Here is a 24,280-nt window from a genome sequence, read left to right on the forward strand (position 1 = left end):
AAGTAATGCAAAAGCAATGCTTAAAACACGCTCAGTTTTCATCTTTCATTTTTGTGATCCAAGTAACATTTAGTTAGATAAAAATACCATCAACTTTGTCTATTTAGTTCATCTGTAAGTCAATCTTTGAGTTCATATTGTAAATCAAGAATGGTTTTTATCTATTTTCTATACTATCTATAAATATGATTTGTTTTTTTAACCACTTCATTCACAGTAATTACATCTAGAATAAGAATAAACGCAGATAATAACTTCAATAAAAATAAATATATCGATATTTTAAACCTTTTATTTTTGTCAGAAAGTCTTTTCATCAGAAACATTTAGACATACTTCTTTCCTCGCACTTTGCCTATTTTATATTTAAGTTTATTCATATCGTCAGACACAACATAAACTCCTGACAAAAAACACAACGAAAAATAAGGATATATCAATGAAAATAAAATCACTTATCGCAATCTCATTATTAAGCGCTAGCTTTTCTCTTTTTGCCGCAGAGAGTTCAACATCATCTACCAATATTCAAGCTCAAAGCGTTATTCAGGCTCAAAAAGAGCTGAATGACTATGAGAAAATCATGATAGAAAAAGTCTGGGTAACTACAGATGCGGTCGATGAAAAAGGTAATAAAATAAGTTCAGATAATACACAAGTAAGCAATTATTTTGGCATTGCTGAATACTACCCGAATGGCACATTTATTATGTTTACACCAGAAGGTAAACAAAAAATGCAGGGCGACTGGTCAATGTCAGATGATGGTAAATTACGTACCTTAGTTGCCAAAGATACTGAAGGTAAAACACTATTCACCCGAGATGTAGAAAATATCACAGTTAAAAATGACGAGTATACCTATCGTATTTATCCAAATGCTGATGATCGTAATACCTATTTCGATATTATTCATCACGTTAAAAAGTAAATTTAACACGTTGTTTTTACCTGCAAATTAGCCCTACTCAATAAACAAATAAAAAGGGTTACTTATAAAGATAAGTAACCCTCACTTTATTTTTATAACTGACTTATCATTTCACCAACTTCCGTCAGATAATTAAAGTATGCTCTGAGATTGCCCTTCAATCCAATAAATCACTTTATGCGCTTCTTCTGGTGTAGGTACTTCCAATTTACTCAACATACGTTCCATTACTTTAGCCGGCACAGCTTCATTTCTTGCATTATTTTGCCTCAGCCATTGTGCATAAGGAACTTCAATATAAACCAAGGTGACTTTTGCATTATAACGATAAAACAAAGAGATAAGTTGATCTCGCATTTTTCGCGTAATATTGGTGGCATTCCAAACAAAAGGTTTATGCTCTCGTAAATAAATACGGGCTTGCTCTTTTGCTTGCTGTGCTATCCAACCATTAGCATCCCTATTATCAGGTTTAATATTATGCTGGCGACGGAGATCATCTAAACTCACAATCGGAATATCTGCACAATGTTGGCGAATAAAGGTATCTTTTCCCATACCCGGTAATCCACATAACACCGTAACTTCACTTCCTTTTTCAGGATAAGGCTCATAATTGCAATCAGTACTATTTTCTGTATAAAAATAGTGAAAACGAGCATCATCTGAAGGAAATGGCGCAGCTCTACGCCAGCAATTTAGCTCTTCACAATAAAGCGTAAATAACGCAATTTTATCAAAAAGAGCCTGCTCATCTTCACAATCTCGCCCTAAAACATCAGCTTTAGCCAATAATGCCAGTAAATAGCAATCTACTCTTAATGATGCAGCAAGCAGTGCTTTTTTAGGATCAGGTTTATCCATCACCCACAGCGGTAATCCATGAAAGCGAACTAAAGCCGCGATCTGCTCTCTATCGGCAAAACTCAAAGGTACTTTTTCATATAGAAAAAGACGTGTCGTTAATTCACCTTTACGAGCATGACCCGGTGAGACAATTCTCCCCTCTTCTTCTCGTGTTGTAGAACGTTTTTCCACATCATGAAGAAGTGCCGAGATCCATAAAATTTGCTGTTCTCTTTCAGTTAACGTTTTATATTCTGGCAATGATTTAACTGAATTGATTACTCTTTGTGTATGTATTGCCACATCACCTTCTGCATGATGAATAGGATCTTGCATAACACCTACCATATCACTAATTTCATCATACAGTTCACAAAGGTGTTCCCATGACATTTCAGTGTGTAATTTCTTATGAAGCATCATTGAGACTCCTGTGTTTTTTCCCAAATTAAAGGGGCTCGTCGCCAATTTTTTTTCCAATGAACATCTGTTTTAACATGATCTTTTCTAACATATTTAAAAACACGATGTGAAAAATCATCTAAAGAAAACGACTGAGCATCTCGTGTAACAATGCCTTCCATTGGGCTTGGTTTTTGCGTTAAAACATCTTGCGATTGAAAAAAACTTGCCTGCTTGGCTTGTGAAACAATCATATTTTCAAAATCAGTTTTATCCTGACATTCCGGCAGCTTAATTTCTGGCACCGTTGGCAGATCAAAGAGAGAAGCATAAAACTGCACTTCTTCCCAACTTAGCCATTTATCTTTATAACGAACCGCAAACACATAGAAATATTCTTCTAAGTGTGCATATTCAATAGAATGAATGGCATATAGATTTTCACCGAAAATATCTAACTCACCCAAATCGTTTTTCATCATTTGCCAACGTTGACGCAGTTGAGATGTCCACGCTGATTGAGTCGGGGTTGCATGCGAGCGAGCAAAAACTCCCATTTTATTTAGGCAATTATTTTCTCCATCCAGTTTTTCTGTATGGATAAGTTGTTTTATTTGGCAAATATCCCGCCACCATTGCGCATTGATACGATCGTCATTTGTTGTGCCTGGTGAAAAAGGATAGTGATAGGTTCTATCATATTTTTGTGATTGATTATTCATTATTTAATACTCATTAAGTAACAGAAGGTCTACCAAATTTAAAAAGAAATTCGGTAAGTTAATTTTTCTGTATTTGCACTATATCCTTCAGTGCCTCAATGCGTATTACATAACAACGACCTAAATAATCAAAAGAGAGAGGAAAATAAATTTAGACAGATACTACCTGTAAGTTTTCCAAAGAGCTAGAAAATTAATGTTATTTATTTTTTTGGTTAAAACTTATTAAAAGATGACAAAAATAAGTGTTACTGGGGATATTGGATAATATTTTCAGAATTAATCAGATTTTCAGGAAAAATAAGTGGGTTATCTGAAATAAATGGCATATCTAATTTTCGAGTACCAGTAGAAATAGAAACCCCTGCTTTTAACCATGCAGTAGCAACTAGTTCAGTGCAATAAACACCTTGCCCCGGTTGAATACTAAAATTTTCACCTACTCGTTCTAATGCAGTTTGCACCGCAATCTTTCTTGCTTCTTCACTTCCTTTCACTTGGTAAAAGCGAACTGAATTAGGCTTTGCTCGACTAATGAAAAATTCAAGACTATCCACAGTAACACCATCTTTTATATTACTATGTTCACTGGGTGTAGAATGGATCACTTGAATACCATTATCAGAGATCCACAGCATACCTACGTGGCTAAACCCGCTTTTATCGACTTGTTTAATTATCTCACTAATAACTTCATCCCCATCACGAAAAACTAAATCACCATTTTTTAAGTCATGAGGCAAAGCGAGTGCATAAAATGCACCCGCTAAGAATAAAGCTACAATATTAAATGTGCGAACAATCACTTGAAGGCAACTTTCCATTTACCATCTACATTAATCATTTCTTGTGCTTTTGTTTTTTCAACACCATCTTTTAAGACTGTTTTTAATGTCACAATTGCGCTCTTTTTATCTTCGCTATATTCAACGCTAACAATTTCTACCTTGCTTAAACCGCCTTGCTCTTTAACTTGTTTCCCTGTTTCCGCAACAATCATTTTAAATTTGCTATTAAATTGCTCAACTCTTGGATCTTTTTCCATTTCACCCAAATGGATTAATGCTACAGCTTTATCCCCATTTCCTTCTGCAATTGCTTCGACAAATGCAACAGCAGCTTGCCCTGGATCATCTGTTTTATCACCACAAGCTGATAATGCCATAACTGTAAATATTAAAAACAGAGAACCCACAATTTTCTTTAACATAATTCACCATCACCATAAAAAGTTATTTTGACCAAAAAAATCTTATATAAAATATTTCCTATATTAAAATATAAGATAGCAAATACATTATTTAAAATTAATTCAATAAAGAGAGCTAACTTAGCCTTTCCTATCGATAAATTATACGTGATAAAAATAAATTTCGGCATATTTTTATATCACTCGTTATTTACAGGTAGAGATTAAATGATGTTTAATTAGTTTTGCAACGTATCATAAAAAGAGTAACTCTAATTATCACAAGATCCTTACTAGTTACACAATGAAAATAATTTATTTTTTACCCTTTATAATCAATAGATAAAGAAAAAATCATCTATTTTTTTATCTCTAACTTTCTTTTTAAGAAGATAATTAAGAGCAAGCATTAATAAGAATAAATTTTATTACTTTTGTAATAACCCTAAAATAAAATTATTCTCTATTTATTGCTGTAACCACTTTAATTTTTGCTAAATATAATGCATTTCACCTTAATTTATCTAATTAACAAATATCATTTAAATTAATATTTCATAGAAAGTATCAATTTAATATTACAAATAACAATATTACAACAATCAAACAGACTAAAAAACAATTCTATTTGTTTTCACAATATGTCATCGCGTATTATTGCCTAATATTTAGGTGATTTGCCTATAACACATTGCAAAAAAATACAAATAAACACTAGAAAAATTGTGATCACATACACCTTTTTGCATCATTAATGCTATTTAAGACAAATAGAAACTGCTTTTTTATCAACAAATAGGTAATCTAGCGGTCTGATTTCGATGACCAAACATGAATAGTTAAAAGGATATTTTATGTTTACTTCACAGCTCATGCTGGTCGGTTATGTGTTGTTGGTAAGTCCTTGTGGAAATGATTCTTGTGATGCAGTTCCTGTTACAGAAACAATTTATACTAAAGATGAATGCACAACACGACTTAACTACTTAAAACAAAAAAGACCGGACCTTATTATTTTCTGTGGAGAAGTCTTGAGAGATCCTGAAGTTACTGATGAAAACCCTTATCTCACCCCACCAGATAGTGCAGATGACGTTTTCAAAATTAAGTAATTAATTTATTCTTAATTTTATGATTAAGATAAAATACAATTTAATTTGTTTTCTTTTTACGATATACTCTTTGTACTTGAATATGTAAGGACACGTATTAGGAGTCACTAATGTCTATTGCGAAACGTACCAAAGATAAACGCATTGCGTTAGGTTTAACACAATCAGAACTTGCTACTTTAGCGAGTACAACACAGCAATCCATAGAACAGCTAGAAAGTGGTAAAACTAAACGTCCCCGTTTTTTACCTGAATTAGCAAAAGCACTAAATTGTGATTTAGCTTGGCTACTTGAAGGTGAAGAACCAACCAATGCGAATTCTGAAATTCCACCAGAGAATGAATGGCAACCAGTGAGTGAATGGGATAGTAATACCCCTTTAGGTGCTGATGAAGTGGAAATTCCCTATTTTAAAAGTATCGAACTCGCAGCGGGTGACGGTTGTTGTACTAACGAAGATCATAATGGATATAAATTGAGATTTTCAAAAAGCACATTACGCCGTTATGGCGCATCTTCTCAGAACGTTATTTGCTTTTCTGTTTATGGCGATAGTATGTCACCTGTTATTCCAAATGGCTCAACGGTCACTGTTGATACAGGCAACACACGTATTGTTGATGGTGGCATTTATGCTATCGAACAAGATGCCTTATTCAGAATAAAACTACTCTATCGTCAACCAGGCGGTAAGTTGATTATACGTAGCTATAACAAAGACGAATTTCCTGATGAATCAGCAGAAACAGACTCTGTAAAAATTATGGGTCGCATTATTCATTGGTCAGTAATGGCATGGTAATCAATAAGTAAGATAATAATTTCATAGTATTGAGTTTTCAGTAACAACTTGTCCTTTAGACAATAAAACCGTTTTATCCGCTAAGGCCCTAATTTCACGAGGTTCATGAGTAACCATGATCATCGTTATGTCCTTAGATTTTAAGGAATCGATTAAATCCCAAAGCTGATAACGTGTTTCCCAATCCAAACTCGAAAAAGGTTCATCCAGTAGTAAAAGTTTGGGTTGGCTAATAAGAGCTCTCGCCAATGCGACGCGTTGCTGCTCCCCTCCTGAAATTTGATGAGGATAACGTGCTGCGAGATGTGCAATTCCCATTTGCTCTAATATCGCCGTTTCTCTCTCCTTACTTCGTTTCTGCTTTGCACCATACTGTGCTAACCATAAATTTTGTGTCACCGTCATAAACGGAAATAAATAAAGCCGTTGATTTAAATATCGACAAGAACGTAACCACACTGGTTGTTTATTTATATTTTTATCTGCAAGGTAGATATCACCAGTATATGAAGTATATCCAGCAATCGCATTTAAAAGCGTTGTTTTTCCACTTCCAGATGTACCACTTATTCCTAAGCATGTTCCTTTCTCTACGTTCAGCGAAACATCTTTTAATATACCCGTTGTTAATGAACGAATTTCTAGCATGATATTTTCCTTTCTCGCTGCAAACGATGTAACGCAAATAGTAAAGTAATCGCGATAGCGATAAGAACAAGTGCACAACCTATTGCCAGAGTGAAGTCTCCGCTGGCGATATTTAAATAAATTGCCATAGGTAACGTTTCTGTTTTTAATCTTGTTGCACCAGCTAACATTAACGTAGCGCCAAATTCGCCTAAGGCTCTAGAAAATGCAATGATGCTTCCACTCATCAAAGCGGGCCAACACAGTGGGATCTCAATAAGGAAGAATGTTTTTGTTGGCGTTAATCCTAGATTTTGTGCAGTTTGAATATAAGCAGGATCAACAGATTTAAAAGCAGAGAGGCTATTTCTCATAATAATCGCGCTAGCGACATAAGTTTGAGCAATAATAATACCCAATGGTGAAAAGAGAGAGCGAGATAACTCAGGAAAAACTCCTGTTAAAGGCCCCTGATTTCCTAACAATAATAATAATCCGATACCGATAACTAATGGAGGAGTCACCAAGGGTAAATCTAATAATGCATCAATAAAACGATGTCCTTTAAAAGGGATCCTTGCCATCGCCCATGCGGCTGGTACACCTAGGATCATAGCCAGACATAAAGAAGTTAACGCTGTACTAAGTGACATACCAATAGCAAAATGGAATTCAGGATCAGTAATGACTTGCCTCAATTCAACATAAGAAAGCTGGCATATTAGTGCAATTAGCGATCCTAAGATCAGAAATAACAACAAAAAAAGTGGAATTAATGCCCATCGAAACACGTTATTTCCTTTTTAAGATAGATATTTATTTTGCTGTAATAATGAAAAAAGCCACCAGTGAGTTGGTGGCGAAAAAACACAATTTATGTGAGAAAAAAATCTATGGTTTCGAAATTACAGGAAGAAAACCATAATCAGTAAAAGCCTTTATCCCTTCAGCACGCGTAAAATAATCAGCAAGTAATTGTGCTTCTTTTGGATTTGCTGATGTTTTTAAAACAGCAAGTGTTGCCACTTCTTCTGGGCTGCCTTCAGGAACTGGAAGTAAAACAAGTTTATCTTGGTTTTTCATTGCATCTGCATATCCAATAATGGCGGCATCCACTTCCCCATTTAATAAATACATAAGCAATTGTTTAATCGTTGCAGTGCGCACAACAACTTTATCACGTAATTTATCGCCTTGACCTGACGCATCAATCAGTTGCTCGCCACTTTTGCCTAATGCGATAGCTTTAGCATCACCCATTCCTAGTTTTAATGAGCTATTCGCCAGATCTTCTAGTGTTTTAATATCACCCACTTTATCTTTACGCACAGCAATAACTGGAATATGACGAACAATAGAATACTGATTAACGACTTGCCCTTCTTTATCTAACTTTTCCACATAATCTTGTGAACCAGGAAAGAATAAATCCCCCTGCTTAGTTAAATTAAAGCGTGTTAATATTTGACCTGAACCGCCATATTCAATAGTGACTTTATTTCCTGTCTCTTTTTCAAATACACTTACAACTTGCTCTACGGGTTGTTTTAACCCAGCTCCTGCATAAAGATGAAGCTCAGCGGCAAATGTATTATGACAAATTAATCCTAATGCTAGTCCTAAACCAGCAAGCAATTGGCGTTTCATAAAATGGTGATCCTGACTATCGTTATATAATTTTTTATATAATGAATGATATAACTGTTTAAGGCAAGAGGCGCATATAAAAAAAGAGAAAAATGTTAACAACTTATCATTTTTATCTTTTTCTTTATGTGCAAGCTCTACAAAAGAGACTGATCAAAATAAATGCTTCAAATATTTATTTTTATCAGAGATAAGTAGATCTTAAAATAGTGGTTTGCCGACAAATCCTCGCTTTCACGAGGATTTTATGACTAATTATCTAACTCTAATAATGCCAACGCAGTCACTTCATCAATCACAATATCAGTGGCGTAACCTCCTTTTATCGCCCCTATTGTTGCCTGAATATTTTCCACGCCACCTGCAATAAAAAGTCGCTGTGTTATTTGTCTTAATTGAGCAAGGCTTATTCCCATAATCCTAAGATCAATATCAGAAACCAAAGGATTGCCTTGCGCATCATAAAAACGCCCACAAATTACGCCCACAGCACCCAAATCACGATATTGAGCCATTTCACTGCTCGTTAAAACCCCCGTTGTTACCAGAGGATTGTCATCTCGTGTATTACCCACAACAAACAGAGCTTTATTACACTGATTCAGCGCTGAAAAATTACGTCTAATAATAGGCTCCGCTTGAAGTTCCATTGCTAGACGTGCGCTAGACACCACCGCAGGTACATGCAAATTAATACTGCACCCTGATAACTTGTTTGCGATTAACGCGGCGGCTTCTGTTGTTTTAAAATCAGGCTGTGGTGCCACTGCACCTATCATTTGCAGTACTGTGATGTTTTTTAATGATTTGGGTGGAAGATAATTACCCAATTTATAAATTGTTCGTCCCCAAGCAACACCTAAAATATCATCGTCATTAATTATCTGAGAAAGATACATCGCTCCTGCCTTCGCTAATCTTTCTCTGTTCATATTTAAAGTGTGTTGCGATTTATTCTTTTCTTCATCAGGTAAAATAAGCACATTATTAAGATCGAATTTTGCTTTTATTCTTATGGCATAATCAATCGTAGAAAATACTGATGAATCCAAGTTAATATTTACGAATCCTTTTTCTCTAGCTAGATGCAAATATTTCACTACTGTGACACGAGAAACACCCATTATATTTGCAACTTCACTTTGGCTGAGCCCGTCCTGATAGTAAAGCCATGCAGCATAGAGAACGGGATCATTATCAAATAAACTCGCGTTTTTTAGCGAATTATTATCCATTTTAAACCCCACAAATTTTTATAAATCTTATGACTAATTAGTTTATTTTATATTAGAGATATTATTGAAGATAAAAATGCCTTTGGCAAAATTAAGCCTTATAACACAAATAGATACATTTCATTAATCTACTAATAATATCGGCACCCTGATATTTTTCTTTACTACAAGAACCTTATAATACGTAAAAAGCCCTTAATAATGCCGTAAACAGTTCATATCGAGAAAGTTTTTTTTGAAAATACTGTTTTATTTCGCTAAAAATAAAAATATTAGCTTTAAGTTTTAAAAAGTTTTATTTTGATAAAATTAAAATCACCTAACCTTTATTGTTGCTATGAAAAATCAAATTAATTTAAAAAGGAAAAACAATGATAATTGCATACTCAACAGCACCAAATGAAACCATCGCTAATGAAATTGCTCACTACCTCATCAATGCGAAACTTGCTGCTTGTGTAAATTTAATCCCTCAAGTCAAATCTATTTATTGTTGGAATAATAAAATTATTGAAGATAATGAAATACTTATGATGATAAAATCCGAAAAGAGTAAACAACAAAACTTAATTGATACTCTTGTCGAAATACATCCTTACGATACTCCTGAAGTAATTATAATACCGATTGAAAATGGTTTTAAAGGTTATCTTAATTGGATCCATACATCCTTAAATTAAAACAATGTTAAATTTTTAGTGAGACATCTTTTCTAATATTTTTTCCAAAAAATGATAATAAATTGTAAATAAAACCCCCTTACATCATCTCAATTATTAGACAAGTAACTTATTGTTAATGTTAAATTAAATTTCTTATTCTAAATTAATACAGGTATTTTAAATATACTTTATAATAAAGAAATTTTTAATTTCAACTAATAACAATATAGATGGTTAATTAAATAAGGAATATATAAATATTTATTTTATTGGCATGAATATATTTTAAATATATAGGTAAAATAGCCTTTAATGCTAAATTAATAAACTTACCAACAGTTTATTCTTTTTATTTTCTGTTATAATAAACAGGCTTTCTCTAAATTACATGAAAAAAGGAGTGAGTTGTGAAAACAAACAGAGTCGCAAGACGTATTTTAGGTTTACCTTATAATTTAAGTCGGTCTAAAAAGAAAGTGCGTTTTTCCATTATTGCCTCTACAAACGCTGAAAATGTACCTGCTGAGTTAAAAAACACAGCTAAAGTCTGTTTAAAACAGGATCTCAGAAAGAAAGCAGAGCATAAGCGTATCTATATGAAGTTAACTGATGCTTATCCAGAGTATCTTGCAACCAATTAATATGGTTATACGCCAACGCTATTTAATAAATATTTTTGTATTCAGTTTGTATACTTAAAATATTAAAAATAGCATATCCCTTACATTACGTAAGGGATATTAGTTTTCTAGGCCAGTTTATTTTTTTACTATTTATAAAGCTCTTTTCTTATATTTATAAGTGCAACTTCTGCGATTGAAGGCTCAATTTCATCAGGCAATGTACTTAGTTGAAATGCATTCTCAATATTCTTGATAAGTGTTTCACTACGCTCTAATAATTCATTATAACTAAACTGACCAGTTTTAATTGCCAATAATTCATCTCGATTATCACACCAAACCTTCACTTTCCCTTCTTGTGCGATCCCTAATGCGATATAAAGCAATCTAAAGGTATGCATCATATTTTTACTATCGTAACTTCGTCCATGATCAATGTTTTGTTGATAACGGACATCATTACGTTGTTCAACCCACTGCCAATATTCATGATATTGTTTGCGATATGCGCTATAACCTTCTTTATTAAAACTAAGATAACCTTCTAGTTTTGCTGTTTTAGAAATACTGCTTAGCAATACATCATTTGCACTTTCTTTTTTTATTATTCCTTGATAAGTCGCTTTATCATCATAAAAAATTGCATAAATATCTTGAGCATGGGCGAGTTTTGTTAATCCAATATGTTCTTGTTTCCAATGTCGATTTTCTAACCAAGTATTGATTAAAATTGTTTTTCCGTCTTCAATCACATAACAAAAGTCGAGAATAGTTTTTAATTTTTTTTCGACTGGATTTACTATTTTTTTGTTTAATCCTTGAGCTTTTTTAATCTGACCTTGTGCATAATGCACAAATGTTTGAACACAAGTTTTAGATAAAAACCATTCTGGTTTTATTAATGATATTAAAGGGTGCCGATAAATAACCACATGTTCAGGTGAATTAAGTAGTTCTAAAATATTAGGATTAGATGCACACAATAGTTCTATAAATCGTCCTAGTTCATAATAAACGATATCATTGGTTTCATTACTGACTTGCGTCGTGTATTCCAACCCATAAAAAAGATCTCTAGGGAGATAAAATACACCTTTAATATCTGTATCCGATGTTTCCGTCGCAAGGTTATGTGAACGACTTCCAGCGATACTTTCAAATAAAAGATAAGGTTTTATATCTTCAATGGTCAGCTTCATCTAATTTCTTCCTAAACCAATTATTTAAAATATCATTATCTGGTACTGTTCTTTTTGCTAATTGAACATTTGTCTCTTGCCATAAAAAAATCACTAGATGTTGCATCGCTTCTGTTGGAACCCAAGTAAAATGCTCATCTTTGTCTGATTTAAATTCTACTAGCTCTTCGATGGCTTTTTGTTCTTCAACAGTTAAGATTTTTATCAGCTTATCCAACTCCATAGGCGGAATGTCACCCGTTTTTACTGTCCAATAAGCGGATAAAAGAGAACGTAATAGATAGAACCATTTTTTTAATTTTATTGACTCTACACTAATCTCATTCTTTGAGTTATTTTCAGGAGAATATCCACTCACAACTTTAGCAATTCCTCGATAATGATGAACAATCACTTTGGGTTGATAAAAGAGTTTTGCAAGCTCAAATAACTCTTTTTGAACATTAGGATATTCTTGATAAATTATCGGTGATTGAAGCCATTCTAATAATATACAGTTCGATTTACGTAATAAATGCAGTGCTTTGGTAATATCCCAAGCGCCGACATCAAACCAACTGTTTTCTATCCATTCAAAGGTTTCTTTAGGTTTATCGATAGAAAGATAAGCATTGCGAGGGTGTATAAAAATACCTCTCACATCATAATCACTATCTGTTGAAGCAAATCCCCAAGCTCGGCTACCACTTTCTGCAACATAAAGTAGTTTAACTTGATGATCTTGTTCTATTTGCGGTAATTTTTTTAATATCTCATTATGCATGATATCCTTATCTCCTTATTTGTGACTTTTTCACTAATTTACTTCTTAACACTAATATTCTATGGTTATAACACAGACATAAGCCAATACAAACTTAGTCAAATTCTCATTTTATCCATGTGTAATTAGGTGGTTTACAAATTAAAATGATAACCTCACAACAAGCACAAGATATCGTTCTTAATCACTGTCATTCATCACCTTGTGGTGAGCGATTTGCTATTTATTCTTGTGAGTTATCGCCTAAACAAGATTTTTGGATAATTCGTTGTAACTCTGAGCGTTATGTTATTTATAATCAACTAGAGCATTGTTATGTTGGTGTGAATGCCTATTTAGTGGGTACCTTTACGGGTAAAATTGATATCGTTGGCAGTGGGGAAAGTGTCGAGGATTTTCTGCAAGATATCTATGATGCCCAAACTGCTGGCAGTCAGTTTTATCTTCTTCACCCTACTTTTTCTAAAGAAAACAAAATTGCATTACTTAATTTAAAACAATGGCTAGGATGCGGATATACCGACACCATTAATTTACTCACCATTAATAGACATTGGTTTACTGGTAAACGCCGCCATTTACAACATATACAGATATTATTAAATAAGAGAGATATTAAGACAAAAATTATTTTAGCAGATAACACTAAAAGTATAGTTATTATCGATAATAGTACATGGTTTGAAGAGGATATAAGAAAAGAATTAAGGAAGGTTATTTTAGTTTGATGGTTTAATTATATTTATAATAAATTATTATGCTTGTATCCTGCTAAAAAATGTATTTTTACTTTTTCTAGTATTTTTTCATGTGGAAATTTACTGTAATATTCAACCAAATAGTCTTGGTTAAATATTATGAAAAAGAAAGAATTAAAAGCAATTAAAGGATTAAGTGAGGAGAACACAGAATTTCTTACATGTATTATTCTTCACATGTTAATTCCTTTGTTACCTCTTTTCTTGGAAACATGGAAAATGCAAGGATATCCATCAGACGCCACTCTGACTATTACAGCTTCAATGTACTCGATATCTATTGGCTTATCTTCTAGAAATAAAGCTATTTTTTCCCTGTGCTTTTTTATTAGTATACTTTTTTCTATGGCCTTTGGTTTTATTCTTAGTAATACAACAGAGACTTTACCTTTAGTAAAAATAAGTTCAATTACTACTATTGTCCTAATATTCTGCATTCATACTTGTGAACGCTATAACAAACATGTTGTTGAATGTATACCTTATTGGAACTTTAATAATGGGAGTTCACGTTAATGAATTTAATCACCATTCTTCCTGCTATACTAAGTTTATTAGGTACTGCAATTGCTTTTTACGCGATGTTGCAATCTACAAAGAAATTACATTCTCGTTTAAAGATAGAACGAAAACTTACATATAAATTAGCACAAGAACTTAAAAGTAGAAATATCAATTTAGATATTATTGATTTAAATAATCTCGTTGTTAAAAACAATAATGAGGAGAATATTCTTTTATTAAGGCGGCAAATTGATGATGCAATACACGTTGTTTTGCAAAATTTTGTTGAGTCAGAGCAAGCGTTAATAAAAAAATCATTGGAACAACCTTCAAAACAAGGTCAGATTCATTATCTTAAAAAGTTATTGAGTAATTCATGTCGAGTCAGAATGATTAAGTGTACCTCGTCTTGATTTTTTTATTAATAAAGATTTGTGTATTGATAAATATATAACTACTTCACCATAGTGATTACTGACTTTAAAATTGTACAGTTGCATACAAAAAAGCCACCAGTAACTTACTGATGGCTATTAGTTTTTTAACCTTTATCAACTATTGCTGATAAACGGTATTTTATTCCCACTCAATTATATTCTAGTAACTTAACCCACTGATAAATATAAATTATAATTAAATTAGATATCACTAACACCGTCACCGATACCGTCATTATAAAATCTGTCTACTTTTTCATCGGTAAGAATTGAGGAGTTTTTCCTTTGCTTCCAGCTCTGAAATACAAAGGTTGAGTGTTCTGGTGTTTTCATCTGCACGCTGAGCTTCACGCCCATATCGTTCAAGTGTTTCTCGTAATTGTCGAGAAAGTTCACTGGCTTTGGCTTTCTCAATTCGGCAGGTATTGGTGTTATCGGTACTTGCAACTTCTGTTTTCGTGGTACTGGTTGAGAACTGCACCCTGTCAAAGTGATTAAGAACACGATCAAGCAAAGCATCTGTGCGTATCGTATCATGCTGTTGTGCTTCATGATATATCTCCAACCTATTTTGCTGTTCATTGTCTGCGTGTTTACGCAGTTCAATATTTGTGGCCACATCCTTTTCATCTAATTGATTACCTGCAATCTGTTTATTCATTGCTCGGTTATCAAAATAAATACCGCCAGCAACAAAGCCAGCGGTAAAGGAAACAGCCAAAGCAATTAACGCTATGACGGTTTTATTCATTAACGAACCCCATTATGCTCTAATGAAAAATGATTACCGTCAGGACGAGTTTTAAAACGTCCGCCCCAACTTCCACCTAATGACTCCCAATACTCACCCAGTTCTTTATAGTCGCTGGTGGCTGTAAGGTATTTTCCGTTAGCATCAAATAGGTTGAAATCGACTGCTAAACGTTGAGTATGCAAACTGTTGCTAATACCCGATCCTTTCTTTGCATTAAGCTGTGCTTGTTCTGGTGTTCGATAAGCTTCACCAAACGTCAGCTTATATCCGTTCTGCTGAGCAAAGGTGATCAGCTTTGCAACCATACCTGTAAACGTATTCTGTTTATCGACTAATGACATATTCACCCCTTTATAAACTTGATGACATTGCCCTTACTGACCAACAACGTTGTGCAGATCAGGATATTGGCAAAGATGTTGTAGATATCAGCGTGATAATTAGGATCGAAGTAAGCGCGAATAGGTACGCTTGAAGAGTAAGCAAGAATGAGGAAAGCTAACCATCCACCTTTTTTACAGTGTTGTCTGCCGTCACGTTTAAAATAGAACACACGTAGAAATATGACGGTACAGATGATGGCATTAACAATAGTGAGCAATGTTTCGCATTTCATTGTTGCCCTCCTTGTTTCGGTATATCAGCCCTTCCGTATGCTTTTACGCTTAACTTAACCACAAGCAAAGCGGAAACAAAAGCACCTACGGCATCGATATGTTCGATTTCGTATTGCTCCGGTTTCACACCGAAAAGGCCAGTAACAGAAATAAAGATAGTTGCTGCGGGGCTAAAGAATATAAGACCACAAACGAAGCTTAGAAAGGCCAATAAAGACCTACGCTTAAAGTTATATTCAGTAGCTGCAGTGGTAAAGAAGATGGCCCCCAACAGTGAACCCATAACAACTTCTGCTGGAAGCCCTGCGAAGTAACCAAGAAAAGCAGTTGTGCCGATCCCAGCTTTTGTGTAGACATCTTCTTGCATGAGTGTAGTACCAGTGATTAATGAATAGTCATGATAATACATAACCAATGAGATAAACAAAAATGCAAAAAAAGTTAATAAATTGAAGTTTACCCCATAACACATAAAAATCATGAATATATACTACTGACCTATTTTTACATTAGTGGTAAAATTGCATAAATATCAAATTAACCCTTAGATTACTATGCAAAAAAAGAAATTTAGAACAGATATCAATGGAATGAGAGCAATTGCTGTCCTACTAGTTATCTTATTTCACTTTGACAATTCACTAGCTCCTGCTGGTTTCATTGGCGTTGATATTTTCTTCGTTATATCTGGATATTTAATGACCTCTATTATTTTGACAGGTATTGAAAATAACAATTTTTCCATTATTAAATTCTATTCAGCACGATGTAAAAGAATAATTCCAGCATTAATGCTTTTAATATTTATATTAGTGTTTCTATCTTATTTTTTGATAGAACCAAATGATTATAAGAAAATAGGTATTCATGCTCGTGACTCATTATTATTCATATCAAATATTACATATTTCAATGAGTCTGGGTATTTTGATGTTGAATCGATGGAGAAGTTCTTACTCCATACATGGTCATTATCTGTTGAGTGGCAATTTTATTTAATATATCCATTAATAATATTAGCAATCAGTAAGATAACGACATCAAGTAATACTAGAAAGTCTTTAGTGTTTCTTTTTTTTGTTTCACTAATATTGTCTTCAGTCATAACAAAAATAGATCCAAGCCAAGCATATTACATGATACACACAAGAGCATGGGAAATGATGGCTGGTGGATTAGCATTTGCATATCCTGTAGCAAAGGTTTCAGAAAAGAATAAAAAAATATTATTCTTTTTATGCCTAATTATAATTATATTTGCTTCATATTTTTTTGATAGCAATACACCTTGGCCTAGTTTTTATGCATCAATTCCTGTAGTAGCAACAGCTATAATATTAGCTATAAATTATGAAAAAAATTTCATATTAAGTAATCCTATTTTTCAAAAAATTGGTTTATGGTCTTATTCTATTTATCTATTCCATTGGCCTTTACTTGTCATAACTAAAAAATTAAACTTAGAACTAAGTTTGATAATATACTTAACAATCACTTTTATCTTAGCTATTTCTTCATATTATTTGATAGAGAAAAGAAGACTAAAAATAGTATTTATTATTCCATTCTATATTATTATTCTTATTGCTTGCCAATATATTGCTAAAGATGGAGTAACACAAAGGATAGATAAAAAAACACAAGAATATAGTAAGAATTATAAATTTTACTATAACCCATGGGTTTTATATAGAGATAAGCAAAATGATATATTATATTTTAACGAGAATTTACCATCTAAAAAAATAATATTGTCAGGTGATAGTTTTGCTTTAATGTATGTTGAAGCAATGAAAGAATATGGTGTTAATTTTGAATTATATTCTAATGAATCATGCAACACTACAATGATCAATGATTCATATAAAGGTAGTAGAAATTGCATTACAATGAAAAATAAATTCTTAGAAAGAATAGCTAAAAATGATGATTCGCCTGTAATTATATCACAACGGTGGGATTTGTATTTAAAAGGATTAGATAAAGTACAAACAGAAAATAAAATAAAATTATTTTTAGATAATTTAAAAAACAAAGGCCAAAATAGAAAATTCTATATTTTAGGTGATTATCATCAACCTAGTTATAATCCATACAGTTGTTTGTTAAACTCACAAACAATGCAAAGCAATTTTTTATCTGATTTACTTCACTCTGAAAGATGTGAAAAGATGGAGAGTAAAGATAAAGATAGCTTAAGGACAGATGTTGATATTGAAGGAATTTTTAAATTATTAACATTGCAATATGATAACATTGAATTCATTTCTATGAGAGATGAACAATGTAATAAATTCAGCTGTACAATTATAGAAAATGATAATCCTATAATTATAAAACCTCATCTCACAAAGTTCGGTGCGGAAAAATTCACTAAATTTATTATGAATAAGATAAATTACAAATAAAAAAACCACCTTTAATGAAGGTGGTATAAAACATTAAGAATAATAGGATTCGTTATGGAACCTATTATTCTTTCTTCTCACAAATAATTGCTTTAATTGCAACCTGCATAGAGCGCGGTAGTGATGTTGGTTTTACTTTCATCCTATTCAGGGTTATTAAAGCACCAGAAGAACTACTAATAACAAATGATTTTCCTGAAATATTAGAAATGGACACCGTTCCGCCATTTACCCCAAATAGCACAGGAAATCCAGTTATCCCTCCGTGGGTTATCAGGATACCATTTGATTTGTCTATTGTTATATTTTCAGAGACAAATGGTGGAATGCTTGATGAGCTCAAATCTGGTGCTCTCATCAAATCACCATCTTTTGAAACTGCAAATGAAACATCCATTAAAAAAGACAAATCTATAGCAAATTCATTATTCCCAACAGAAGCAACTGTAGGGAAACATTGAACACCAAAAACCTTACCTCCCTCATTCATTTCAACATCAAGACCAAGTATCCAGTTAGCTCTGCTTTGTAAGTAAAGTCTAACTTTATCTTCAAGCATTTCTATTCTAGAAATATTTATCGTTCTATATGAGTAACCAGTGTTCGACTTGTCAAATAGCGTTAAATTTCCGTCAGAACCAACTAATAACCTACCATACGTATATCTCCATATTTGGTCTTGTGGTAGCAGTGGAGTTCCATACATTTCAGTTTCAAATTCTGAGGAAGAGTTTTTATTAAATAGAGAATCAACAATAACACTGGCTGATTCATTCCCCATAATATTATAGCCATTTTGAGTGTAATGCACTCCTTCTCGTAATAACCCATTGCCAATGGTAAATGTCCCGCACCCAGAATAAGCCATCACCATCCAGTCGTAAGACTGGCATAGGTAATCTTGAGCGGCTTGTATACCATACCAAGATGTTTCTTTTCTATTCTGAGGGCATCCAACTCGATATAAAAAACACTTATTCAGCCCCATATCTGAGCGCATATCTCTAATTAGTTGATCTAATGTATCTTGATATTCCTGCTTTTTAGTTCCTAGCGTCATGTCTGTTTCACCTTGGTGAAACAGACATGACTTATATCCTATTGATATACCATCTCTATTTGCGACAAACATTGCGGAGTTAAATGAGCTAATCATCTTATCATAGACGGTATTTGATGGGGTTAATGGCTTTGATAGTTCAACAATAGATGATTCACCTCTAGCACAGGGAATAATTAGAACCTTTCTTCCTGTTTTCCTTATGTACTTATTAGCAAACGCAGCCCACGCGTGACCAGTACTTACATTTCCTGAAGAATAAGGGAGAGCTTTAATTATTTTTTTTATAGTATTATCTTTATAGTCATAATACATTGCACCATCGATAACATCTGGAAATCCATAAGTATCTTGAGCGTACCCAACCGCATTTGATTGTCCATACACAACAAATACATCATATATATCTCCATGATTAAAATATTGATTTATTAGCAAACCAGAAGCTTCACTTAAATTATCAAAATTAACATCACCAATTAAACTAGAACCAGAATCTTTTGCTAATTCAAGCAAAACATCACTTGCTGTTCCTTTTTCAGGCAATATAGTTATTGGCTGGCCATTATCATCAAATGCTAAAATCTTATTTGACCTTTGTTTTGTATCTGGAATTGTATTTATTATTTTATCGCGTACCCGTAAAGTTTTTCCATAGGAATTACTAACAATAGCATCTACATATTTTTTATTTGTAGCATCACCTTCTTTTTTAGGATCTCCTAAATTTTCAATCCTGTTATTTTTAGCATCATAATATTTAGATAAATAACTGGGCTTACGCAGACATAATGATAAAAAAACCAATGCCTTTTGAATTAACATTGTTAGATAATCAAAAGCATCTTCATGTACTTCAGCAAAGAATTTCCCCTGATTACGTAAGTCAGTTTCTTGTACAACAGGTAAATCACGTTCTAATAATATCTTCCAGTCTTTGGCTAATGGTTTATTTAAAACCACCTTACCGCCATGATAAGAACCAGCTCCCACAATAGTGTAATCAGTACCATCCTTTAATGTTGTTTCATTACCATCACTGTCAGCAACGACAACAATCAAATGTCTGCTTTCAAAGATACGGAAGCGGAAATCAAAATCCGTTGTTACTCCATTGCCCACATACTCTTCATGGCTTAGTTCAGTAGATACAGTCATTGCCCATCTCCTCTGGTGTTAATGAGGATATGATACGTTTAACTATAAAATATATCCATATTTGCAATAATGGTTATCAAATGGATGATTAGATTAACCATTTAGATAAACATTTTAATGCATTTACGTTATTATAGTTTGCGTGACCGTTTTCATTAGTGAGGACTTTAGCAATGGAAAAGAAGTATGAATACCCTGCACCAGCTAACTATCCAGATGTAGTGAATACCGATGAAGGGATTGAAAAATTAATTACGAAATCAAACCTTGAAGCACTTTTAACAAGGATGGGAGAAGATGGTCATGATGTATCAGCTCCACTTGTAGAACTGATTGCAATGAGAAACTTTATAGTTCAAAAGATGAGAGGCAATAAAAATATAATACCGTTAGTGGAATGTATTTTGTTTGAGCTTAAGAAGTAAGGTAAAGCACCGCTTAGACGGTGCTATTTACATATTATATGTATTTGTCTTTACCAATAAATTTTAAATTCTCTTTGATCTCTTTAATTAATGAGGTATTAAAATAATCTTTTTTATTCAAAAGCATACAAGCTGTTAATTTTATGCCATCTCCTTTAATAAAACTATAAAGTGTATTTACATCACTTGAAGAATAGATTCTAAAGTTATCACCATCAGGAATAATAAATAAAAACTGCCTTGTTGTTACTTCATATTTTTCCCATTCATCCCAATAGATGCTTGATATTCTAACATCATCACTACTAAATCTCCCTATAAAACAATCACAAAATTCTTTAATTTCAATATTTTCACGATACTCATTCGTCATCGGTTGCAATATTCTTTCTTTTACTATTAACACATCATATTTTTCTTTTTCTATTTCATTAATAGCTGATGGCAATAATTCATTATTTTTAAAAATTAACTCTAAAAACTTAATCATCACATCTGTTATCGAATAAAACTGTTGACCTGCTCTACCTTTAGCTGCTTCATATAGCAATCCGTTATATGCTAGATTATTAATTGATTTCAACACAAAACCATCAGTAGAAGAGGATATCTCAATTAGTTTATCATTTTTATTTTGATATCCAGATATCTCAAATTTATTATATATATAATATTTCCTTGCTAATTGAACATCATATACACTCAAAGATTTTAAAATTCTAGTTATCTCTCTTCTTTCTTTAATGTCAAAATCAGAATTGGAGATATTTAAAGTAAGATTGATATAATACTCTAACTTATCATTCTCAGTGTCTTTCATTACATAATCTATGATCTGCTCTGCATATTCAGGACCAAGAGCCTGTAACTTATTGGGATTATCTTTATAATTTATGCCATAAAAGAACTCAACTAGTCTTAAGACCTCATTCCCATCTAGGTATTCAATCAAATCACTTTTAAATTGTATTACTTGCTTAACTCCAGGTATAAATGATAGCCCTACCCACCTTGTTTTGGATAAAAAATTACTATTTTTTTTCTCTTTTTCTTTTTTGAAGAATTCAATTAGCTCTTTTTTCTTTTGTTCATTATCTGCTGACATATCACCATCTCATATCATTAATATTTCTTACATACTAATCCGCCCTATTCTCATTTCACACTCCCATTATGGTCAATAACTAAATAAAAAATTGCAATAACATAACCATTTTGGTAATTTACAACTCCTTATTTATGCGCCATAGTGATATTACATCAGCAAAATCTGATGTCGGGATTGGCGTCCTGAATCTATCTAAACGGCGCATACACCGCGCAAGCGGTTTTTTTGTATGTGAAATACAGTTACACCTATTCAATGGTGGGCTGTGTGGGGGCATCGAAAGATGCGCCAGTATCCGTTTAGGCTGGTACGCCAACCCCATACAGTTCACCACCAGTAATTGGCGTTGCTAGTGGTGATTACCCAAACTAAACGGAGTAATCATTATGACTAATCAGTTTCCTATCAATTTAAATCCTGAAATCGTTGTTAACAACAAAGGTCAAGCCGTTACCTCTTCTCAATCTGTGGCCGCATTTTTTATCAAGCGCCATGATGATGTTCTAAAGAAAATACGCAACCTTGATTGCTCACCAGAATTTCATAACCGCAATTTTGCGGAGATGTCCATTAACCTAAAAATAGGCAATGGAGCCATGAGGAAAACACCATTCTTTCAAATGACTAAAAATGGATTTGTATTTTTAGTTATGGGTTTTACTGGAAAGAAAGCAGCTCAATTTAAAGAGGCTTATATTTCCGAATTCGATAGAATGGAAGCCGAACTTGCAGAAGAACGTTATTTATCAATTGGTAATTCAACAGATAAAAAAGGCCTCATAGCACTTGTCGATCAGTTACAACGCACCATCCATGAAGGTGAGTTTATTCCTGCTGGGCAAGTTGCCAAAGAATATAGCTTTCCTCGCACTCGTAAAAATCGCATCGAATTACTGGATGATTTTATGCGTAACCCAAAGAAAGATGTTTTACACAATCTCCTCACCTATCTAAAAAAAGACGGTCACAACGTTGATGAAGCTGAAAGAACACTGCGTTGGGTTCGTGAATCGCTGTTAGAAATGAATGGTGCAATGCAAGAAATACGCACACACCATCAATATGTAGAAAGTTTGATTAGCCGATTATAGTGACAAGTAAGCACCAGTTTAGGCTGGTGCTTTTGTTAAATTGGTTTAAATGAAGATATAAATTTTTCCAATATCTCTAAATCTGTTTCACTGGCTTTTCCTAGCAAGTAATTAGCACTAATTCTTAATATTCTCCCATTGAAAATTCCAGTATAAGTATTTTCAAAAATAGGGTATTGCATTTTATTTTTAACAAAAAAAGAATAATTCAGAAAGTTATTTCCATTTATTAGTGAATTAGGATTTATTTTAACCATAACAATATCACTATCAACTATTTTTGGTGCACTTCCTTTTATCATTATTTTTATAAATTTTTCAGCAACAGACGGGGTCTTCATAGCTTGAATAAATTCAGTATTTGATTTAAAAAAATCACTACCTTCAATTTTCTGTCCATAAGATATTTGGACTTCAACTATTGATGAACATTGCTTACATACATATAAATCTGCAACAGGTGTTCTTGCGACTTCCCATCCTAGTTCGTTTACTTCATATAGCTCGCCTTTTTCATATGCAAACGTATATATTGGCATTGTTAACAACAAGCATAGAATTAATTGTATTATTTTCATTTCATCTGCTCCTCAACCTGATTCAATAATGGTGACAAATAAAACAAGTTTTGGAAAGGTAATAGTTTGAGTAAAAATGGGTTAACATTGTGGTGTAAAAACTACATGGGTCAATCTAAATGAAAACAAAAAAATTTTTAATTTACTCACTTGTATTTGCATTAGGCGCAATTAGCTACCCACTTGTAAACATGGGCTGGGAACAGATAAAAAAGGATGAAAGCATCTTTCTAACTGATTCAAATGCTAATTTCTTTAAGGAATATGTAATACCACTTCCAGAAGATGAAAAACCGAATAACAATTACGATGTTTTCATCGCTTATAGTGATGATTCTAAAATAGAATTAAATATTAAACTAAAAATGTTTACTCATGATGAAACAACTAATTTTTTAGAGTTTATCGCTAACAAACCTTCCTTAATGAAGGATTCATTACGTGAAATGTATTGTAAAAAACTAAATGGTGAACCTCTATTTCCAGACTCAACACTGTATCCATTCATAACCGCAAGAGAGAAAAATAAAAATATAATACTTAATTATTATGATAAATCAGGTGAAACGCTTATTTTTGGATTTGGTATATCCCCATTAAATTGTATATAAAAGCCGATAC

At 32.9% G+C, this 24,280-nt stretch carries 29 protein-coding genes; 12 read left to right on the forward strand and 17 right to left on the reverse strand.

All coding sequences use genetic code 11. The annotated features are described in order from the left end of the window. Window positions 1–439: 439 nt before the first annotated feature. Window positions 440–931, forward strand: coding sequence for a DUF4822 domain-containing protein (locus EHE21_RS10775; protein ID WP_194950662.1), 492 nt, complete (start codon window positions 440–442; stop codon window positions 929–931). Window positions 932–1,063: 132 nt separating this feature from the next. Here EHE21_RS10775 and EHE21_RS10780 read toward each other — a convergent pair whose 3' ends face one another. The 4 genes from EHE21_RS10780 to EHE21_RS10795 form a co-directional block, all read right to left on the reverse strand. Beyond that, a complete protein-coding gene (locus EHE21_RS10780) occupies window positions 1,064–2,200 on the reverse strand; it encodes an AAA family ATPase (RefSeq protein WP_194950663.1) in 1,137 nt (378 codons plus the stop codon). Beyond that, a complete protein-coding gene (locus EHE21_RS10785; protein WP_194950664.1) occupies window positions 2,197–2,901 on the reverse strand; it encodes an RNA ligase family protein in 705 nt (234 codons plus the stop codon). The genes EHE21_RS10780 and EHE21_RS10785 overlap by 4 nt, the downstream gene beginning before the upstream one ends. Window positions 2,902–3,149: 248 nt before the next feature. Then, window positions 3,150–3,725: a YiiX/YebB-like N1pC/P60 family cysteine hydrolase gene (locus tag EHE21_RS10790; RefSeq protein WP_228766667.1), complete on the reverse strand. Its 576-nt coding sequence runs from the start codon at window positions 3,723–3,725 to the stop codon at window positions 3,150–3,152. After that, a complete protein-coding gene (locus EHE21_RS10795) occupies window positions 3,704–4,111 on the reverse strand; it encodes a DUF4878 domain-containing protein (RefSeq protein WP_194950665.1) in 408 nt (135 codons plus the stop codon). The genes EHE21_RS10790 and EHE21_RS10795 overlap by 22 nt, the downstream gene beginning before the upstream one ends. Window positions 4,112–4,944: 833 nt before the next feature. Here EHE21_RS10795 and EHE21_RS10800 point away from each other — a divergent pair. Continuing rightward, window positions 4,945–5,202, forward strand: a complete 258-nt coding sequence (locus tag EHE21_RS10800) for a hypothetical protein (protein WP_006532995.1) — start codon at window positions 4,945–4,947, stop codon at window positions 5,200–5,202. A gap of 110 nt (window positions 5,203–5,312) precedes the next feature. Beyond that, window positions 5,313–6,005 carry an XRE family transcriptional regulator gene (locus EHE21_RS10805; protein ID WP_194950666.1) on the forward strand — a complete coding sequence of 231 codons (693 nt, stop codon included), beginning with the start codon at window positions 5,313–5,315 and terminating at the stop codon, window positions 6,003–6,005. 21 nt (window positions 6,006–6,026) lie between these two features. Here the strand turns inward: EHE21_RS10805 and EHE21_RS10810 are convergent, their stop codons facing one another. The 4 genes from EHE21_RS10810 to EHE21_RS10825 form a co-directional block, all read right to left on the reverse strand. Continuing rightward, window positions 6,027–6,653, reverse strand: a complete 627-nt coding sequence (locus EHE21_RS10810; RefSeq protein WP_194950667.1) for an ABC transporter ATP-binding protein — start codon at window positions 6,651–6,653, stop codon at window positions 6,027–6,029. Further along, on the reverse strand, window positions 6,647–7,423 hold the full coding sequence (locus tag EHE21_RS10815) for an ABC transporter permease (RefSeq protein ID WP_194950668.1): 777 nt from the start codon (window positions 7,421–7,423) through the stop codon (window positions 6,647–6,649). Before EHE21_RS10815 ends, EHE21_RS10810 begins: the two co-directional genes overlap by 7 nt. Window positions 7,424–7,523: 100 nt before the next feature. Next, window positions 7,524–8,279, reverse strand: a complete 756-nt coding sequence (modA, locus tag EHE21_RS10820) for a molybdate ABC transporter substrate-binding protein (protein WP_088495328.1) — start codon at window positions 8,277–8,279, stop codon at window positions 7,524–7,526. A gap of 251 nt (window positions 8,280–8,530) precedes the next feature. Then, window positions 8,531–9,514, reverse strand: a complete 984-nt coding sequence (locus tag EHE21_RS10825; protein WP_109849640.1) for a sugar-binding transcriptional regulator — start codon at window positions 9,512–9,514, stop codon at window positions 8,531–8,533. A gap of 371 nt (window positions 9,515–9,885) precedes the next feature. Between EHE21_RS10825 and cutA the strand changes: the two genes are divergently transcribed. Together cutA and sra are read left to right on the forward strand one after the other, a co-directional pair. Continuing rightward, a complete protein-coding gene (gene cutA, locus EHE21_RS10830) occupies window positions 9,886–10,194 on the forward strand; it encodes a divalent-cation tolerance protein CutA (protein ID WP_194950669.1) in 309 nt (102 codons plus the stop codon). A 389-nt stretch (window positions 10,195–10,583) separates the two neighbouring features. Next, window positions 10,584–10,817: a stationary-phase-induced ribosome-associated protein gene (gene sra / locus EHE21_RS10835; protein WP_194950670.1), complete on the forward strand. Its 234-nt coding sequence runs from the start codon at window positions 10,584–10,586 to the stop codon at window positions 10,815–10,817. Between the two features lie 128 nt (window positions 10,818–10,945). Here the strand turns inward: sra and EHE21_RS10840 are convergent, their stop codons facing one another. Together EHE21_RS10840 and EHE21_RS10845 are read right to left on the reverse strand one after the other, a co-directional pair. Next, window positions 10,946–11,998: a DNA polymerase beta superfamily protein gene (locus tag EHE21_RS10840; RefSeq protein ID WP_194950671.1), complete on the reverse strand. Its 1,053-nt coding sequence runs from the start codon at window positions 11,996–11,998 to the stop codon at window positions 10,946–10,948. Continuing rightward, entirely contained in the window at window positions 11,982–12,761 is a 780-nt protein-coding gene (locus tag EHE21_RS10845) for a DNA polymerase beta superfamily protein (protein WP_194950672.1), read from the reverse strand. The genes EHE21_RS10840 and EHE21_RS10845 overlap by 17 nt, the downstream gene beginning before the upstream one ends. A 146-nt stretch (window positions 12,762–12,907) precedes the next feature. On the opposite strand from EHE21_RS10845, the gene EHE21_RS10850 reads away from it, so the two are divergent. The 3 genes from EHE21_RS10850 (at window position 12,908) to EHE21_RS10860 (ending at window position 14,436) form a co-directional block, all read left to right on the forward strand. Beyond that, window positions 12,908–13,489, forward strand: a complete 582-nt coding sequence (locus EHE21_RS10850) for a hypothetical protein (protein WP_194950673.1) — start codon at window positions 12,908–12,910, stop codon at window positions 13,487–13,489. A 129-nt stretch (window positions 13,490–13,618) separates the two neighbouring features. Beyond that, window positions 13,619–14,035, forward strand: a complete 417-nt coding sequence (locus EHE21_RS10855; RefSeq protein WP_194950674.1) for a hypothetical protein — start codon at window positions 13,619–13,621, stop codon at window positions 14,033–14,035. After that, window positions 14,035–14,436 carry a hypothetical protein gene (locus tag EHE21_RS10860; protein ID WP_194950675.1) on the forward strand — a complete coding sequence of 134 codons (402 nt, stop codon included), beginning with the start codon at window positions 14,035–14,037 and terminating at the stop codon, window positions 14,434–14,436. The genes EHE21_RS10855 and EHE21_RS10860 overlap by 1 nt, the downstream gene beginning before the upstream one ends. A 280-nt stretch (window positions 14,437–14,716) precedes the next feature. Here EHE21_RS10860 and EHE21_RS10865 read toward each other — a convergent pair whose 3' ends face one another. The 4 genes from EHE21_RS10865 to EHE21_RS10880 are packed head-to-tail and all read right to left on the reverse strand — an operon-like array spanning window position 14,717 to window position 16,198. Continuing rightward, window positions 14,717–15,211, reverse strand: a complete 495-nt coding sequence (locus EHE21_RS10865) for a hypothetical protein (protein ID WP_194950676.1) — start codon at window positions 15,209–15,211, stop codon at window positions 14,717–14,719. Then, window positions 15,211–15,555 (reverse strand): M15 family metallopeptidase, encoded by a 345-nt coding sequence (locus tag EHE21_RS10870; RefSeq protein ID WP_115349912.1) that lies wholly within the window; start codon window positions 15,553–15,555, stop codon window positions 15,211–15,213. Before EHE21_RS10870 ends, EHE21_RS10865 begins: the two co-directional genes overlap by 1 nt. A 2-nt stretch (window positions 15,556–15,557) precedes the next feature. Continuing rightward, the gene (locus tag EHE21_RS10875; protein ID WP_004243326.1) at window positions 15,558–15,830 is read right to left on the reverse strand and encodes a phage holin family protein; all 273 of its coding nucleotides are present in this window, start codon (window positions 15,828–15,830) and stop codon (window positions 15,558–15,560) included. Further along, the gene (locus EHE21_RS10880; RefSeq protein ID WP_194950677.1) at window positions 15,827–16,198 is read right to left on the reverse strand and encodes a putative holin; all 372 of its coding nucleotides are present in this window, start codon (window positions 16,196–16,198) and stop codon (window positions 15,827–15,829) included. Before EHE21_RS10880 ends, EHE21_RS10875 begins: the two co-directional genes overlap by 4 nt. A 187-nt stretch (window positions 16,199–16,385) precedes the next feature. On the opposite strand from EHE21_RS10880, the gene EHE21_RS10885 reads away from it, so the two are divergent. Next, a complete protein-coding gene (locus EHE21_RS10885; protein ID WP_194950678.1) occupies window positions 16,386–18,239 on the forward strand; it encodes an acyltransferase family protein in 1,854 nt (617 codons plus the stop codon). 64 nt (window positions 18,240–18,303) lie between these two features. On the opposite strand, the gene EHE21_RS10890 is transcribed toward EHE21_RS10885, so the two are convergent. Next, a complete protein-coding gene (locus EHE21_RS10890; protein WP_194950679.1) occupies window positions 18,304–20,457 on the reverse strand; it encodes a sialate O-acetylesterase in 2,154 nt (717 codons plus the stop codon). A 173-nt stretch (window positions 20,458–20,630) separates the two neighbouring features. Here EHE21_RS10890 and EHE21_RS10895 point away from each other — a divergent pair, with 173 nt between their 5' ends. Next, complete coding sequence (locus EHE21_RS10895) at window positions 20,631–20,882, forward strand: hypothetical protein (protein ID WP_194950680.1); 252 nt, start codon at window positions 20,631–20,633, stop codon at window positions 20,880–20,882. A 34-nt stretch (window positions 20,883–20,916) separates the two neighbouring features. On the opposite strand, the gene EHE21_RS10900 is transcribed toward EHE21_RS10895, so the two are convergent. Continuing rightward, window positions 20,917–21,987, reverse strand: coding sequence for a hypothetical protein (locus EHE21_RS10900; RefSeq protein WP_194950681.1), 1,071 nt, complete (start codon window positions 21,985–21,987; stop codon window positions 20,917–20,919). A 389-nt stretch (window positions 21,988–22,376) separates the two neighbouring features. On the opposite strand from EHE21_RS10900, the gene EHE21_RS10905 reads away from it, so the two are divergent. Then, the gene (locus tag EHE21_RS10905; protein WP_194950682.1) at window positions 22,377–23,081 is read left to right on the forward strand and encodes a Rha family transcriptional regulator; all 705 of its coding nucleotides are present in this window, start codon (window positions 22,377–22,379) and stop codon (window positions 23,079–23,081) included. Between the two features lie 35 nt (window positions 23,082–23,116). On the opposite strand, the gene EHE21_RS10910 is transcribed toward EHE21_RS10905, so the two are convergent. Next, on the reverse strand, window positions 23,117–23,659 hold the full coding sequence (locus EHE21_RS10910) for a hypothetical protein (RefSeq protein WP_194950683.1): 543 nt from the start codon (window positions 23,657–23,659) through the stop codon (window positions 23,117–23,119). A gap of 119 nt (window positions 23,660–23,778) precedes the next feature. On the opposite strand from EHE21_RS10910, the gene EHE21_RS10915 reads away from it, so the two are divergent. After that, window positions 23,779–24,270 (forward strand): hypothetical protein, encoded by a 492-nt coding sequence (locus tag EHE21_RS10915; RefSeq protein ID WP_194950684.1) that lies wholly within the window; start codon window positions 23,779–23,781, stop codon window positions 24,268–24,270. Window positions 24,271–24,280 lie beyond the last annotated feature (10 nt).

This window comes from Proteus sp. GOKU, from assembly GCF_015475555.1.
GTDB classification, from domain to species: Bacteria; Pseudomonadota; Gammaproteobacteria; order Enterobacterales; family Enterobacteriaceae; genus Proteus; species Proteus mirabilis_B.

Excerpts from the sequence above, each read along its gene's own strand:
- EHE21_RS10910 (WP_194950683.1), bottom strand. The coding sequence starts at position 23,659 with ATGAAAATAATACAATTAATTCTATGCTTGTTGTTAACAATGCCAATA.
- EHE21_RS10895 (WP_194950680.1), top strand. The coding sequence starts at position 20,631 with ATGGAAAAGAAGTATGAATACCCTGCACCAGCTAACTATCCAGATGTA.
- EHE21_RS10790 (WP_228766667.1), bottom strand. The coding sequence starts at position 3,725 with ATGGAAAGTTGCCTTCAAGTGATTGTTCGCACATTTAATATTGTAGCT.
- modA (WP_088495328.1), bottom strand. The coding sequence starts at position 8,279 with ATGAAACGCCAATTGCTTGCTGGTTTAGGACTAGCATTAGGATTAATT.
- EHE21_RS10905 (WP_194950682.1), top strand. The coding sequence starts at position 22,377 with ATGACTAATCAGTTTCCTATCAATTTAAATCCTGAAATCGTTGTTAAC.
- EHE21_RS10825 (WP_109849640.1), bottom strand. The coding sequence starts at position 9,514 with ATGGATAATAATTCGCTAAAAAACGCGAGTTTATTTGATAATGATCCC.
- EHE21_RS10860 (WP_194950675.1), top strand. The coding sequence starts at position 14,035 with ATGAATTTAATCACCATTCTTCCTGCTATACTAAGTTTATTAGGTACT.
- EHE21_RS10885 (WP_194950678.1), top strand. The coding sequence starts at position 16,386 with ATGCAAAAAAAGAAATTTAGAACAGATATCAATGGAATGAGAGCAATT.
- EHE21_RS10890 (WP_194950679.1), bottom strand. The coding sequence starts at position 20,457 with ATGACTGTATCTACTGAACTAAGCCATGAAGAGTATGTGGGCAATGGA.
- cutA (WP_194950669.1), top strand. The coding sequence starts at position 9,886 with ATGATAATTGCATACTCAACAGCACCAAATGAAACCATCGCTAATGAA.
- EHE21_RS10855 (WP_194950674.1), top strand. The coding sequence starts at position 13,619 with ATGAAAAAGAAAGAATTAAAAGCAATTAAAGGATTAAGTGAGGAGAAC.
- EHE21_RS10810 (WP_194950667.1), bottom strand. The coding sequence starts at position 6,653 with ATGCTAGAAATTCGTTCATTAACAACGGGTATATTAAAAGATGTTTCG.
- EHE21_RS10805 (WP_194950666.1), top strand. The coding sequence starts at position 5,313 with ATGTCTATTGCGAAACGTACCAAAGATAAACGCATTGCGTTAGGTTTA.
- EHE21_RS10845 (WP_194950672.1), bottom strand. The coding sequence starts at position 12,761 with ATGCATAATGAGATATTAAAAAAATTACCGCAAATAGAACAAGATCAT.
- EHE21_RS10865 (WP_194950676.1), bottom strand. The coding sequence starts at position 15,211 with ATGAATAAAACCGTCATAGCGTTAATTGCTTTGGCTGTTTCCTTTACC.
- EHE21_RS10800 (WP_006532995.1), top strand. The coding sequence starts at position 4,945 with ATGTTTACTTCACAGCTCATGCTGGTCGGTTATGTGTTGTTGGTAAGT.
- EHE21_RS10775 (WP_194950662.1), top strand. The coding sequence starts at position 440 with ATGAAAATAAAATCACTTATCGCAATCTCATTATTAAGCGCTAGCTTT.
- EHE21_RS10785 (WP_194950664.1), bottom strand. The coding sequence starts at position 2,901 with ATGAATAATCAATCACAAAAATATGATAGAACCTATCACTATCCTTTT.
- EHE21_RS10915 (WP_194950684.1), top strand. The coding sequence starts at position 23,779 with ATGAAAACAAAAAAATTTTTAATTTACTCACTTGTATTTGCATTAGGC.
- EHE21_RS10870 (WP_115349912.1), bottom strand. The coding sequence starts at position 15,555 with ATGTCATTAGTCGATAAACAGAATACGTTTACAGGTATGGTTGCAAAG.
- EHE21_RS10850 (WP_194950673.1), top strand. The coding sequence starts at position 12,908 with ATGATAACCTCACAACAAGCACAAGATATCGTTCTTAATCACTGTCAT.
- EHE21_RS10900 (WP_194950681.1), bottom strand. The coding sequence starts at position 21,987 with ATGTCAGCAGATAATGAACAAAAGAAAAAAGAGCTAATTGAATTCTTC.
- EHE21_RS10795 (WP_194950665.1), bottom strand. The coding sequence starts at position 4,111 with ATGTTAAAGAAAATTGTGGGTTCTCTGTTTTTAATATTTACAGTTATG.
- EHE21_RS10780 (WP_194950663.1), bottom strand. The coding sequence starts at position 2,200 with ATGATGCTTCATAAGAAATTACACACTGAAATGTCATGGGAACACCTT.
- EHE21_RS10880 (WP_194950677.1), bottom strand. The coding sequence starts at position 16,198 with ATGCAAGAAGATGTCTACACAAAAGCTGGGATCGGCACAACTGCTTTT.
- EHE21_RS10840 (WP_194950671.1), bottom strand. The coding sequence starts at position 11,998 with ATGAAGCTGACCATTGAAGATATAAAACCTTATCTTTTATTTGAAAGT.
- EHE21_RS10875 (WP_004243326.1), bottom strand. The coding sequence starts at position 15,830 with ATGAAATGCGAAACATTGCTCACTATTGTTAATGCCATCATCTGTACC.